9 protein-coding genes are annotated in these 13,960 nt (G+C 55.0%); 6 read left to right on the top strand and 3 right to left on the bottom strand.

Annotation, left to right across the window (positions count from 1 at the left end):
- Positions 1 to 138: 138 nt before the first annotated feature.
- From AC0YNV_RS29135 to AC0YNV_RS29160, 6 genes are all read left to right on the top strand, one after another.
- Positions 139 to 1,386 (top strand): hypothetical protein, encoded by a 1,248-nt coding sequence (locus tag AC0YNV_RS29135; protein WP_475771151.1) that lies wholly within the window; start codon positions 139 to 141, stop codon positions 1,384 to 1,386.
- Entirely contained in the window at positions 1,383 to 2,165 is a 783-nt protein-coding gene (locus AC0YNV_RS29140; protein WP_475771152.1) for a glucosamine-6-phosphate deaminase, read from the top strand. Before AC0YNV_RS29135 ends, AC0YNV_RS29140 begins: the two co-directional genes overlap by 4 nt.
- Before the next feature lie 681 nt (positions 2,166 to 2,846).
- A complete protein-coding gene (locus AC0YNV_RS29145) occupies positions 2,847 to 4,007 on the top strand; it encodes an MFS transporter (RefSeq protein WP_475771153.1) in 1,161 nt (386 codons plus the stop codon).
- A 612-nt stretch (positions 4,008 to 4,619) separates the two neighbouring features.
- Positions 4,620 to 6,359 (top strand): ABC transporter ATP-binding protein, encoded by a 1,740-nt coding sequence (locus tag AC0YNV_RS29150; protein WP_475771154.1) that lies wholly within the window; start codon positions 4,620 to 4,622, stop codon positions 6,357 to 6,359.
- Positions 6,340 to 8,172, top strand: coding sequence for an ABC transporter ATP-binding protein (locus tag AC0YNV_RS29155; RefSeq protein WP_475771155.1), 1,833 nt, complete (start codon positions 6,340 to 6,342; stop codon positions 8,170 to 8,172). The genes AC0YNV_RS29150 and AC0YNV_RS29155 overlap by 20 nt, the downstream gene beginning before the upstream one ends.
- A 226-nt stretch (positions 8,173 to 8,398) precedes the next feature.
- Positions 8,399 to 8,794: a GNAT family N-acetyltransferase gene (locus tag AC0YNV_RS29160; RefSeq protein WP_475771156.1), complete on the top strand. Its 396-nt coding sequence runs from the start codon at positions 8,399 to 8,401 to the stop codon at positions 8,792 to 8,794.
- Between the two features lie 170 nt (positions 8,795 to 8,964).
- On the opposite strand, the gene AC0YNV_RS29165 is transcribed toward AC0YNV_RS29160, so the two are convergent.
- The 3 genes from AC0YNV_RS29165 to AC0YNV_RS29175 all read right to left on the bottom strand — a co-directional run bounded on the left by AC0YNV_RS29165 (position 8,965) and on the right by AC0YNV_RS29175 (position 13,906).
- Positions 8,965 to 12,042, bottom strand: coding sequence for an alpha-mannosidase (locus AC0YNV_RS29165; RefSeq protein ID WP_475771157.1), 3,078 nt, complete (start codon positions 12,040 to 12,042; stop codon positions 8,965 to 8,967).
- Positions 12,043 to 12,189: 147 nt separating this feature from the next.
- Complete coding sequence (locus tag AC0YNV_RS29170) at positions 12,190 to 13,014, bottom strand: carbohydrate ABC transporter permease (RefSeq protein ID WP_210045025.1); 825 nt, start codon at positions 13,012 to 13,014, stop codon at positions 12,190 to 12,192.
- 7 nt (positions 13,015 to 13,021) lie between these two features.
- Positions 13,022 to 13,906, bottom strand: coding sequence for a carbohydrate ABC transporter permease (locus AC0YNV_RS29175; RefSeq protein WP_475771158.1), 885 nt, complete (start codon positions 13,904 to 13,906; stop codon positions 13,022 to 13,024).
- Between the last annotated feature and the right edge of the window lie 54 nt (positions 13,907 to 13,960).

A 13,960-nucleotide genomic window follows, 5' to 3' on the forward strand; every position in this document is an offset into this window, starting at 1 on the left:
TTAACATAGCCTTAAATAAATGAGGGATGGTCAAATTTGTCCATGATATGTTCGTTTCGTTCTATCGACAGTGCGGGGCCGACTTTGGCATCATTAGATTCATCAATGATATCCGTATCACGGAAGGGGAACTGGGATGTGATCAAGTTTGCCGGAATTGCCAATCCATATCATGTGGGCGCTTACAGTGTGGAACGAAATGCAGCTGTGCTTCAGCGATACCGCTATCTGCATGAAGGGCTGCTGCGGGCCGCCGCGGGACAGCTGCCGGGCCGCGAGGACTGGAACTTGCGCATGGGCATGTGCAAGCATTTATACGAGGATGCCGAGGCGGCGGATCTGCTCCGCCGGCGCATTCCCGAGCTGCGGACATCCTCCGCCGTGCTGAGCAAGGAGCCTGATCCGCGGCTGACGCTGCTGATAGAGGAGCTCGTCCAGGCCAGGACCGATCTGGAGTGGGCAAGCACGGTTTATGAGGTGATCAAGCCGGCGATGCTTGAGGCATTCCGCTTCCATCTGGACAATACGCAGCAGATCGTAGATCAGCCTACGATCCGGCTTTTGCGTCAGGCGGCTGCCGATCTGGAAGCCCAGCTGGAATGGGCCGCTGCTCTTCTGGCAGATCTGCGCGCCCAAGCGGAGCAGGAAGGGGAGGAGCGCGAATTTTGCGGCGTCCTGCGCACCATGCTCCTGGCAGCAGGCGGAGTAGCAGGCGATCTGCCCCGCTCTGCAGATGTGCCCAGACGCTGGCGCTCGGGTACCCCGTATGCGATCCCGGGCAAGTCCAGACGGGACCCGCGCCGGATGGGACCGACTACCCTGGTCCGCACTGGCGTCGAGAATCCTCCTGCCGATCCCGTTCTGAACGAGCTGGTCATCAAAATGCGCGTCAGGCAGGAGGAGATGACGGCTTGCGATCTGATTGCCGGCGTGCTCTACACCCAAAGCAGTATGCCGTGGAGCTTCTATTATGATCTTGCCCGTCATATTTGGGACGAGGCCCGACATGCGATGTTCGGCCAGGCTGCGCTGGAGGAGGACGGCTACGAATGGATGACCCGCCCGCAGTATACCTCCGACTATGACATCAATGCCGAGAAAATCCCTGCCGCCAAGTACGCCTGGCTCAGCATCGGGATTGAGGAGGGGGCCATGATCAGCCTTGGGAAGAAAAAGGAATATGAATGGTGCCGCGATGAGGCCAAGCATCCGCTGATGACGCAGTTTCAGGATTACGACTGGGCAGACGAAGTCGTGCATGCCAATCTGGGCCGCAAATGGGCGCCTGATCTGATGGGCGAGCCCCTTGGCTTTGTGCGCGAAATCGCCCAGAAGGAGCTGGACCACTTCTGGGCGGAGGTCAGAAAGGCGGAGAAGCAGGCATGAACATCTATAGGATGCAAACATCCAGGATCGGATCTTTTGTAGCGGATCGGTTTCAGGAGCTTCTCGCAGCCAAGCCGGCTGCCGTCATTGGCTTAACCACGGGAAACACCCCGCTTACAACGGGGATATATCAGGAGCTGGTCCGCAGAGAAAATGCGGGCAGCCTGGATTTTCGGCCATGCGTATTTGTGAATCCTGACGAGCAGATCGGCATTGCCCGGAATCATCCCGAGAGCTACAGCACATATATGAACCGGCATTTTTTTGACTCGATCACGCATGCTGCCAAGAAGCGCTTCATTCCGGACGGAACGGCAGAGGACCCCGATGAGGAGTGTGAGAGGATGGAACGGTTTATCCAATCCTCCGGCGGCATTGACTACCAATTGATCGGACTTGGCATCAATGGTCATATCTGCTTTATTGAGCCGGCTCCTTCCCTTCCTTCGCATAGCTTCGTGACACCGATCGCTCCAGTGAACCGGGAGCTGTACGCGCCGCTGTTTGGTTCACTCGAAGCCGTACCAACGCATGCCGTAACATTCGGCTGGGGCACGGTCATGCGCTCGCGCAAGCTTTGTCTTGTCGCTGTCGGCGAGGGCAAAGCGGATATTGTCGCGAGGTCGCTCCTTGGGCCCATCACAACGGAGCTTCCGGCCACATTGGTGCAGCTGCATCCGGATGTTGATATTGTGCTGGACCATGCGGCTGCGAAGGTTTTTGAGGAGCAATATCAATCGCGCGATATTTCAAATATACAAATTCGGCATCTGGGCTGAAACGGTTAAAATTTATGATGCAAAGAGTTGAAACTTTTACGATGCCAAGAGTCATCCGTTAGTTTCATGTTAAGGTCAGTCCTGTCGCGGACTGGCCTTCTTTTATAGCTGCGCGCTCTACCTGTTATTTCAAGCAGAGGGGCTTTGAAACAATGCCCGAAATCCGGTGCAGCCGGTTATTCAAATTCAGATCGGATAAGGTTTCGTCTAATCCATAATTTATTGGTTCAGAGGGTATTAATTTGCGCTGAATTTAGTTAAAATGATTCAGACCAAAGTGATAACTGTACGAGCTTGAATAAAATGAAACCAGGTTGATTTTGCTTGAATATAAGACAGGATCGAGATTAAGCCGCACTTTGTTTAATGAATAAAGTAACTCGCCACTGCTCCAGTAAGGTTATTCCTTGCTGGAGCGTCTGAAAATTGGCGGTGACGCGGTCCAAGCGGGTAAAACCCGCTTGGAACTTACTTACGAGCGGGTGGGTGTGTACGGCCACAGAGGTAGTCAGGTCTATCCGTGCTGGAGCGTCCGCAAAGTGGCGAAGACTCGCTGCAAGCGGGTGAATGTATACAGCCGGCGCTGTAGTCAAGGAAAGGCTGCTTTATGTTTTCAGGGAAGCAAATCGTCATGAAGGATGGCTTACACATCACGCTATTTTTAAGGCAGGGAGAATGATCGTGGACAAACAGCTCGGGACACTTCGGGGACTGCAATTTTGGCTGTATGCGGCAAGCGGCGTGGCAACGCCGTTCCTGCCACTTTATTTTGCGGAGAAGGGCTACTCCTCTTCCCAGATCGGGGCGATGCTGATGGCGGGGCCGCTGATCGCTATTTTCTTTCAACCGATTTGGGGTTATGTCAGCGACCGGATGCAGACCGTTAAGAAGGTAGTCTTCCTGCTCTGGATTCTGACAATTCTCTTCAGCATCGGCCTGTTCGTCTCCGAGGCCTATGCCATGACGTTCCTGTTCATTATACTGATGTATGTGTTCTTCCAGCCCTCCTTCCCGCTGCTGGACAGCATCACGATACAGGCGGTCGAACGGCGGGGAGCGACATACGGCTCGATTCGTCTGTTCGGTTCGCTGGGCTTCACGGCGATCGCGGTGGCAGGGGGCTATATATTGGAGGCTATGGGTGGAATTCAGCAGCTGGGCTACCTTTTCTGGGGAGTCTGGATTATCCCCATTCTGCTGCTGTTTCGTCTGAAGGACGAGCCCGCCGAGGGAGAACGTATGACGCTGCGTTCGATCCAGGGAATCTTCGGAAACAAGTCGTTTCTCTTATTCCTGCTTCTGGTCTTTGTCATTACAATTCCCCATCGCATGAACGATGCCATGTTTGGGTTGTACATGAAAGAAAATGGCGCATCGGATACGCAGGTTGGCTGGGGATTCGCGCTCTCCGCCATCGTGGAGCTCCCTGCCTTCCTGCTGCTCAGCCGGTATCTGAAGCGTATTCATGAATTTGTGCTTATTGGAATTGTCGGCATTCTCTATTCCATCCGCTGGCTGTTCTACGCCTGGGCTTCAGAGCCGTGGCAGATCCTGCTGCTGCAGGCGGGTGCTTCCGTAACCTTTGCGATTTTCTGGATATCCGCAGTACATTATACGGTCCGCGTGCTGCCCAGACAGCTGGGCGCCACCGGCCAATCGCTGCTCGCGATGGTCTTTCTCGGTCTGGCCGGAATGACGGGCGCTACCGTAGGTGGTTGGCTGAACGACAACTACGGCGGCTCCAGCATGTATTATTTTGCCGCTGTGGTGTCATTAATCGGGGGACTCGGCTTCCTCGCGGCCGAATATGCGGCAAGAATGAAGAAGCCCGCCCGAGCATAAAAGCTGTGCAGCTGCGATGTGAGAGCTGCCGTTTTAGAAGAGCGTTCGTTGAACGGGCTTTCTGAATGGAATCGCAGCAGGTAAAGACGCCTCCAAAACCACTAATGTCAGTGGGTGCGGGGGTGTCTTTTTTTGCATATAAATTCAGCTCGGAGTGGCAATTCAAAATTGCAATTGTTCCTCAAACCTCATACAGCGCATGATGTTTCGCTCCAATAAATCTATATTGGGTTCGAAGGAAGAAATTCAACTGGTCGCCAGGGGAAAGCAGGAGCCGTTTTATCTTTTGCATGGTTCTGATTCAGTGGAATCGGTATCCGGTCTCTTATTTTTTATAGACCATCAAGGAGAACCGTCTCTGGCGAAAAAGCCTGTCATTATGCGGGATTTCCTTGGATGTGGGCTAGCGCGGCGGGAGAGGAATCAGTCTGCTGACCGCAGGTTTATCGATTTGCCAATCGCCTTAAGGCATATAACTTGTATATAATGATCTAAAGAAACGAATGCAGGGGCTGACCGCCCAGAGAAAGCTGACAACGAGGCAATGGTGGAATAACGCGGGAAATACAACTGGACAAGTGAAGAGTTCATAATTTGGCGGAGGAACACGGCATGACCAACATTTTGCGTTTTTTGGGGAAATACAGGCTTGCAGCCGGCATGGCTGTCGTTATGGTGCTGGTTGAGCTGGCGGTGGAGCTGATTCAGCCTTATCTGATTTCGGTCATTATTGATGTAGGTATTTCGCAAAAGGATACGTCGGTGGTGCTGCTGTGGGGCGGAATATTGGTTGGAGGCTCGGTTGCCGCATTCATCGCAGGTATTCTGAGCTCTTTTTTTGCCTCGCATGCCAGTCAGGGGTTTGCGTTCGATGTCCGGGAGGCTCTCTACACCAAGGTGCAGGGATTCGCTTACCCGGTTTTTAACCGCTTTGCCACCTCTTCCCTCATTACCCGGCTAACGAATGATGTCACGCAGCTTCAGGATACGGTATTCATGGGATTAAGGTTCATGCTGCGCATGCCGCTTGTGGTCATCGGGAGCATCATTATGGCGCTTGTCGTGCATGTACAGCTGGGATTCCTGCTCACCTTGACCGTTCCCGCGCTGCTCGTATTCGTCATCTGGATCATGAAGAGAGCTTCCGTTTTATTCAAAAGAGTCCAGATGAGACTGGATACGCTGAACCGCGTGATGCAGGAGAATTTGACCGGCATGCGGCTGATCCGCGTGTTTGTCCGGCGCAAGGAAGAAGCAGGCCGTTTTGCGCGGCTGAGCCAGGAATTAATGGGGAGCACGGTCTCCGCTTTGCGTCTGACGGAGATTACCATGCCTTTTATTCTGCTGATCATGAATGCAGGGATTATTGCCGTGCTGTGGTTCGGGCATAAGCAAATAAGCATGGGGACTGCGACTGCGGGCGAGGTGGTGGCGGTTGTGAATTATTCGCTCCGAACGGCAGGTGCCCTGTCAGCCTTCTCCATGATTGTGGCGGCCTTCTCCAGAGCGCGTGCGTCTGCCCAGCGGGTTGATGAAGCGCTCAACACGGACAGCGAAGCGCTGGCCAGGTCGGGCCGAAAGCCCGAAGGGCTGTGTGAAGGGGGCGTGGAATTCGAAAATGTCTCCTTCCAATACCCGCAATCGGAGGCTCGCGTGCTGGTGGACATTTCCTTCAAGGTCCGTCCGGGCGATACCGTAGCGATCCTGGGGGCTACAGGCTCGGGCAAATCCTCGCTGATGCAGCTTGTTCTGCGCCTTTATGAGGAAACCTCCGGAGTCGTCCGCATCGACGGACGGGATGCCCGCGAGCTGGACATGGAATATTTGCACGGCTCCATCGGCTATGTGTCCCAGGAGGTGCTGCTGTTCTCGGGCACGATACGCGATAATATCGCTTGGGGCCTGGAGGACGCCAGTATGGAGCAGGTGGTGGAGGCAGCCAGGCTGGCGCAAATTCACGAGACGATCGAGAAGCTGCCGGATCAGTACGATACCCTGCTTGGACAGAGGGGCATCAATCTCTCCGGAGGGCAAAAGCAAAGGCTGTCCATCGCCCGCGCCCTGATCCGCAAGCCGGCTATTCTGCTGCTGGATGACAGCACCAGCGCTCTTGATGTACGAACGGAAGCGGGCTTGCTGCAGGCGCTCAAAGGGATGTCCTGCACGACGCTCCTGATTACGCAGAAGATCAGCTCCACGATCGGGGCGGATCTGATTCTGCTGCTGGATGAGGGCAGTCTCATTGCACAGGGAACCCACGGGCAGCTGATGGCCAGCGACTACTTGTACCGGCGTATTTATGAATCCCAATTCGGGAAGGAGGGGGCAGCGCATGTGGGAAGCTTTAAGTGAACCCTTCCGGTATCCCAAGCCGCGCGTGAAAGATGCCGTTCCTGACGCTTCTCCAGCGGGCAAGCGGGCCAAAGCCCAGGCAAAGGATTGGCAGGGAACGCTCAGACGGATATGGCATTATCTGTCCCACCGCAGGGGACGGCTGTCACTGGTCATGCTGCTGGTTATTGTAAGCTGCGGGCTCACGCTGCTTGGTCCGTATCTGATCGGAATGGCGATTGACGATTATCTGGAGGGACCGGGAGGCAGGCCATGGCTGCTGTTTCTGCTTGGATTGACCTGTGTCTACGTGCTTCAGTCCATTGTGGGCTGGCTGCAAAATATCTGGATGATCCAGATCGCCCAGGAAACCGTGCTGCGGATGCGCACCGATCTCTTCGCGCAGCTGCACCGATTGCCGATCCCGTTCTTCGGGAGAAACCGGCAGGGCGATCTCATGAGCCGCATGACCAACGATATCGACAGCGTGAGCTCCACGCTCAACAGCTCGGCGATCCAGCTGTTATCCAGCGTGCTGATGCTGGCGGGCACGGTCATTGTCATGCTGCTGCTCAGTCCGCTGCTTACGCTGCTCACCTTTTTGGTGGTTCCGCTGATGGCGCTCGGCATGCGGTGGATTACGCGGCGGACAGGCGCGCTTTTCAGGGAGCGGCAGCGGAATCTGGGAGAATTGAACGGGTTTGTGGAAGAAACGCTGTCCGGCCAGCGGATTATTAAAGCGTTCTCCCAGGAAGAGCGGGTTATTCAAGAGTTCCATGAACGCAATGTGCACATCAAGCATTCGGGTTTCTGGGCGCAGACCATATCGGGCTTCATTCCCAAGCTGATGAACGGACTCAACAATCTAAGCTTTGCAATTATTGCCTGTGTCGGCGGAATATTGGCTATTCGCGGGGCCATAACCGTTGGGGTTATTATCGTTTTTGTCGAGTATGCCAGGCAGTTTACCAGGCCTCTTAACGATCTGGCGAACCAGTGGAATACTCTTTTGTCCGCCATTGCTGGAGCAGAGCGGGTATTCGAAATCGTGGACGAACAGGAAGAAGATATAGACGAGAGTACGGCGGTTGCTCTTGATGCAGTGGCAGGCGCGGTTGTCTTCCATAAGGTGTCCTTCGCTTATGAGGAGGGGAGAAATACGCTTAAGGAGATCAGTTTTGAAGCGAAGCCTGGCGAAACGATAGCGATCATCGGTCCTACGGGAGCCGGCAAGACATCGCTCATTCAGCTGCTTTCCCGTTTCTATGATACGAATGCGGGGATGATCACGCTTGACGGGCGGGATATCCGGACGGTCCGGAGGGAAAGCCTCCGCTCCCATATGGCCTTTGTGCTGCAGGATTCCTTTCTGTTCGAAGGCACGATCCGCGACAATATACGGTATGGCAAGCTGGATGCCACCGACAGCCAGGTGGAGGAAGCCGCCAGACTCGCCAATGCCCATTCATTCATTATGCGGCTGTCCGGCGGATATGACCGGGTGCTGATTGCCGATGGCAGCGGCATTAGTCAGGGACAGCGCCAATTGCTTGCCATCGCGCGAGCCATTCTGGCGGATCCGGCTATTCTCATACTGGATGAGGCGACCAGCAGCATAGATACCGTTTCCGAGATCAAAATCCAGGAAGGCTTGAAGCGGTTGATGGAGGGGCGAACGAGCTTCGTCATTGCCCACAGGCTGAACACGATCCGCGAGGCCGACCGCATTCTGGTGCTCAAGGATGGACGTCTGGTGGAGCAGGGACCTCATGAAGAGCTGCTGGGCCAGGAGGGGCTGTACAGCGAGCTGTTTCATGGACAGCTGGAGCAGTGATTTGCCGGCATTCCTGCAATGACGTATTACCTTCCAAGCGCATGAAGGCCGACCTTGCGAGGTCGGCTTTTTGACCTTATAGCATTTTTAACGATGACGCTCCTATTCGAAAGGTGCATCAAAGCCTGCCGCTTGGGGTAATGAAGAAAGTGCAGGCTTTCACTCGCTGCAGGATGAGTCCAATAAGATGCATGTTCTTACGAAATAAATAGGAGGTGCACGAGTCATGGAAGAGAGAAATCAGACAGGAAATGACGAGGCGGCGTTTCGTGGACAAGAGCATACAGAAGAGGAATTAGTGATCGAAAAGCAGGGAAACGGTTATATTGTCCGCGGGATCGGCGGTCAGGTGGGAGAAATCAGCTACAAGCTGACTGATGTGGACACATGGGTTATTGATCATGTTCACGTTGACGTCCAGGGCGCTGAAAAAGAGGGGCTGGAACGCCAACTGCTTGATCTGGTTGTGGAAGATGCCCGGGACAAGGGAAGGAAGATCATACCCTCCGCGCCATATGCACTGGAACAGTTCAAGGCGAATGCCGAATACGGGGATGTCTGGGAGAAAACTGAAAAGGAATTTTCGGATCCATACAGCGCGAACAGCATCCGTTCATCTTGACTCTGATATCAATATACCTGACATACGTGCAAGCTAGAAAGACTGCTGCGGCTAATGCAATAGCTTTTCATAATAGAAAAAGCGGCAACCAGGAGATCTATACGCTCCGGGCTGCCGTTTTTTTAATTTATTGCCGCAGATGCTGCAGGTATTCCAGAAATGAAATTCATTTATGCCTGCAAACTGCACCGCACAGTCTTAACCTCAAATGGAGTGAAAGACAAAGCAATCCCACGGTTATCTATCGAATCTTGCAGATCCGCGATTACACGTTCCTCCAGCATATCGGTCTCGCTTGCGCTTATGATGTCGAAGCCCAGACGGAGCCGGCTGCGGATGGACGCCCCCTTGGCCTCATACATACGGAGGACGAGATCGCCCGAGCCGTCCTCAGCCAGCTTGACCGTGTCGATGATGATATTGTCCCGGTCGCATGAGGCTAGTCCGGCAGACGGTTTTGCTATTCCGGGAGCCGACAGTACCGGAGCATTCAACTCGTATGCTTCGCGAATGACGGGACTGCTCATGAACCCTTCGTTCCAGATATGCAGCGCGTATGAAAATTCATGCAAGCCCTCGTCCGCACGCTCATCCGGCCAGGTCGGCGCGCGAAGCAGCGTCAGATTCATCCGGCTGCCCTCCGCATTCAGCCCGTATTTGCCGTCGTTGAGCAGGGCAAAGCTGCGGTTGCCTTCGACCAGCGCTGACCATTTGTGCTGGCTGACCTCATAACGGTCCGCATCATGCGGGCGGGACAGGTGATTGGGCCGCCGTGCGTAGCCGAACTGGATTTCGTTCAAAACTTCATGGGAATGAAGATTGACATCGAAGCCCACCTTCAGCAGCTTATGCTTCTCCCGCCAGTCTACCCGCGTCCGGAATTCGACCCGTCTGCTCCCCGTCTCCAGCCGGATTTCCTGAATGACAGTGGACTGATTCAATATTCTCTCGACCCGAACGGCTGCATACAAGGGGCCTTCGGCGAGGACGGTGATACTCGCACTCTCAGGGAGTGCCAACTCCGCAGCGGCATAACGGCGGTCAATCTCCCAGGCATCGAAGTTCGACGGCTGATCGCGGAACATCAGGAACTGATTGCACAGCCCTTTGGCCCATTCTGACTCCGTGTCTTTATCCCAGATGCTTGTGAGCTCACCGCGCTCGTTGAGCATTATTCTCAGGTGCTCATTTTCCAGAGACCCGGCAGTCGCCTTCACTCCAATACTCGCATCATCCGCCTCAACTGCCGTCTCCGGTTCACTGCCTGCCGGTTCCAACGCTATGTATCCCATCGCCGGAAGGGTTATGCGGGCATAACGTTTCTCCTGCTGTGGCTGCACATAGAGCGGACCGTTCTGCGCGGACTGTTCAGCCGCGGCATAACGTGCGTGCTCCCAATTATCAGGCAGCTCAACAACCGCTGCGCGCTCCCATGGCAGGGAGTTGAAGAAGGTAATGCCTTCGCCGGTTCCGGAGCTGTCCGTCAACGCGGAAGCCGCCTGCCGTACGAGCCCGCTTGCCGAATGCAGCAGCTCGTTGAACTCCCGCTCGGCTTCCTCATGCACCCGCGTAATCGACGTGCCCGGCAAAATATCGTGAAACTGCAGCAGCAGCAGCTTAAGCCAAGCGGCATCGAGCTCTGTCTTGGGATAGGAAGCTCTGCCGCCAAGCGCAGCCAGCGCACTCCATATTTCCGCTTCCCGCAGGGTGAATTCGCCCGTCCTGTTGCCCTGCTTCATCTTGGCCTGCGAGGTCAGGGTGCCGCGGTGAGCCGGATAATACAGCTCGCCGACGTAATGCGAGTCTGGCATTCCGCGCTGCTCCAGATCCTCGAAGTATTCGCGCGGCGCGCTGATGGCTGTCCGCGGAACGCCCTCCAGGTCGCCCATCCGGCGCAGGAATTCCAGATCGTCGCGGTTCGCGCCGCCGCCGCCGTCCCCGTAGCCGAACTGCACAAGACGGGTCGATATGCCAGTCTTCTGAATCCGCTCGTTCCATTGGAAGAGCGCATACGAGACATCGGCCGGATTGGGGAATGGGCCGTAGTCTAGCAGATGAACGGGCACGCTTGAGCCGTCGATGCCTTCCCAGGTGAACGTATTATACGGAAAAGGATCGACGATATTGTCATATGTCTGGTACATCTTCACGGAAGCAAAATAGCGGATGCCGCATTTGCGCATAATCTGCGGCAGGTTGCCTGAATAGCCGAATACATCCGGCAGCCACAGCATCTCGCTCTCCGCGCCGAATTCCTCGCGGAAAAACCGTTTGCCGTACAGAAACTGCCGGACCAGGCTTTCGCCGCTTGGTATATTCGTATCCGGCTCCACCCAGGCGCCGCCTTCGGGGATGATTCTTCCCTCCGCGACATACTGCTTAATCCTTCCATACAGCTTGGGATGCAGCTCCTTCGCCAGCTGGAACAGATACGGCTGGCTCTGCATGTAGCGGTATTCGGGGTATTCGTCCAAGAGAGCCAGCTGATTAGAGAATGTGCGGGCGATTTTGCGTTTGGTCTCCTCGATCGGCCACAGCCAGGCGATATCCAGATGGGACTGTCCCATCATGAACAGCTTGGGCGCCGTCGAGCCGTTCACACAGTCCAGCAGGGGCTTCAGGATGGAGCGGCCTGCGAGGGCGAATTCCTCCGGAGCAGACGCCGCCTCGTTCCAGTCCAGAGCCGAGATCAGCTTCAGAAATCCGGCGTCGATCTCCGACACGCGAAGCGAGCCTGGCGCAAGGCCATTGCGCAGCTGGAGCAGGACCTTCAGGTCAATGAAGAATTGATACAGCTCTTCATTGACGGCAACCAGCTGCGCATGCCGGTAGACCGGCAGCTCACGGTCATGCCCTGCGTAGGCCTCGGCAACAATGTCGAAGGAATCTCCCGCGGCAGCGCTGCGGGTCAAGGTCAGCGAAGGGTGGCGGTCATCCTTCGCGCCGGCCAGCCGGCCGTTGACGTAAACCGTGCTTTCCGCGCCTAGATCCAGCTGCAGTTCTATCCGCCTGCCCGAAACATCGGCAGGGAGCTCGAAGCTGCCCCGGAACCAGCCGTAAAGCCATTTGTCACCCCACTGTTCGCCCGGCGCAATCGTCGTGAACGGGCCCTGAGCCGCTTCCTCGTAAGGCAGCAGGGAATCGGCTATATAATAGTCGAATGCCATCTCGCCAATTGGACGATACAGACAGGCGTCTTTCTCCTTCAGCCATTTCTCAATATGGTACAGCCATTCCTTTGATTGCATGTCAGGCTCCTCCGTGTTGGTTGATAAGCTTCTTTTTGTATTGCGCGCAGCTCCCGGCTCCCAGCGTGGTGTTGCATGACCTCGGTCGACCATCGCTCCGGGTCCAGGCATCCCGGATAGCAGCAGAACAGAACAAGGGGCCACTTCTTACCCCTTGGTCGCTCCTGCCGTAAGCCCTTTGACAAGGGCCTTCTGGAATAAAATAAAGATAAGCAGAACGGGCAGCGTTGTGACGATTCCTGCGGCGTTCAGCGGTCCCCACTGAATACCGGATTTGGTGATGAACGTGTTGATTCCCGCCGGCAGCGTTCTCATGGAATCCGTGCTGACGAACGTCATTGCAATCAGGATTTCCTGCCATACCGTGATGCAGACTGTCAACCCGACAGCTACCAGTCCCGAACGGGCCAGGGGCAGCACCATGCGCAGCAGAATGCCGAACGAGGAGCAGCCGTCGATCGTGGCGGCTTCGTCAATATCCTTCGGTATGCCTTTGAAGTAGCCGGTCAGCAGCCAAATCGCCATCGGCAGCAAAATGGCGCAGTACGTGAGAATAATGCTCGTATAGGTGTTCAGCAGATGGAGCTTGCCCCACATAATATAGAGAGGAACAATCAGAGTCGTCAAGGGCATAATCTGCGCGAACAGAATAATGGTGAAATACGCCAGCTTGCCCTTGAACCGGTAGCGCGTCATGCTGTAGGCGGCGAGGCTGGCGATAGCCAATACGACGAAGACGGTTACCGTTGTAATCAGAATGGAATTGAAAAAATACGTCGGAATTTCCGAACCGCGGAACACGCTGGTATAATGCTCCCAGCTGATTTGCCTGGGGAACAGGGTAGGCGGATCGGCGAAAATTTCCGCGGACGGCTTGACCGAGGTCACAAGCAGCCAGTACAAGGGAAACAGAATAACAATAGCAATGACGATCAGGATCAGAACATGGCTCCCAAGACGTATGCCTCTCACTTGATGCTCACTCCCTAATAGACTTCAGCATGGCCCGCATATACGGCGAGCAGATGATTCCGATGATAACAAGACTGATAAGCGCCATAGCGGACGATTTGCCAAAGTCAAAGAAATCAAAGGCCAGGCGGTAGGTATAGATAGGCAGCGTGGAGGTTGCGTCCATCGGACCGCCTTTGGTTGTGACCCAGATCAAATCGAAATAATTAAGCGTCCAAATGGTGGTGATAACTCCAGTTGCCCCAATAATGGATTTCAGGTGGGGGATTTTCACATATCTCACAATGCCGAACCAGCGGGCGCCGTCGATTCGGGCCGCCTCCACCTGATCGTTCGGAATATCCTGCAGCCCCGCAAGCATCATGAGAAACCAGAACGGGAACGCTTTCCACGTATTGACGAAAATCAGTGTTTCAAGCGCCATATGCTCGGAGCTCAGCCACGAGACGTCATGGTCGATAATATGAAGGGACTTTAACATTTCATTCACAATCCCAAGATCAGACTGCAGCATCCAGCTCCACATCAGCGCGGTGACAACGCCCGGCAGTACCCAGGGAAGGAGCAGCAATGATCTGAGCAGCCCCTGGCTTCGGCGCCGTTCATCCACATAAAGTGCGGAGAGCAGACCAACCGCCATTTGGAGGGCGACGCCGGCTGCCGTCCAGATGACGGTGGTAAGCAGTACGGTTTTGAACAGATCGTCGGTCAGAACCGCCCTGAAATTGTCCAGTCCGATGAAGGGCTTGTCGGGCCGGCTTAACTGCCAGCGGTGAACGCTCACATATAAATTGTAGACAAGCGGATAGGCAAGCAGGCTTGCGATGACCGCTATGGAAGGCAGCAAATACAGGTAGGGAACCGCATTTCGAAAAAATCGTTTACGAGTCATCCTCATATCTCCCAGGCTGTTCATTATGCGAAGCGGGGCAGATGGCATAAGAAC

This window comes from Paenibacillus sp. JT31N11, from assembly GCF_056269285.1.

What these genes read in the sequence shown, in the direction of transcription:
- AC0YNV_RS29175 (WP_475771158.1), bottom strand. Translation starts at nt 13,906, where the DNA reads ATGACTCGTAAACGATTTTTTCGAAATGCGGTTCCCTACCTGTATTTG.
- AC0YNV_RS29160 (WP_475771156.1), top strand. Translation starts at nt 8,399, where the DNA reads ATGGAAGAGAGAAATCAGACAGGAAATGACGAGGCGGCGTTTCGTGGA.
- AC0YNV_RS29155 (WP_475771155.1), top strand. Translation starts at nt 6,340, where the DNA reads ATGTGGGAAGCTTTAAGTGAACCCTTCCGGTATCCCAAGCCGCGCGTG.
- AC0YNV_RS29150 (WP_475771154.1), top strand. Translation starts at nt 4,620, where the DNA reads ATGACCAACATTTTGCGTTTTTTGGGGAAATACAGGCTTGCAGCCGGC.
- AC0YNV_RS29140 (WP_475771152.1), top strand. Translation starts at nt 1,383, where the DNA reads ATGAACATCTATAGGATGCAAACATCCAGGATCGGATCTTTTGTAGCG.
- AC0YNV_RS29165 (WP_475771157.1), bottom strand. Translation starts at nt 12,042, where the DNA reads ATGCAATCAAAGGAATGGCTGTACCATATTGAGAAATGGCTGAAGGAG.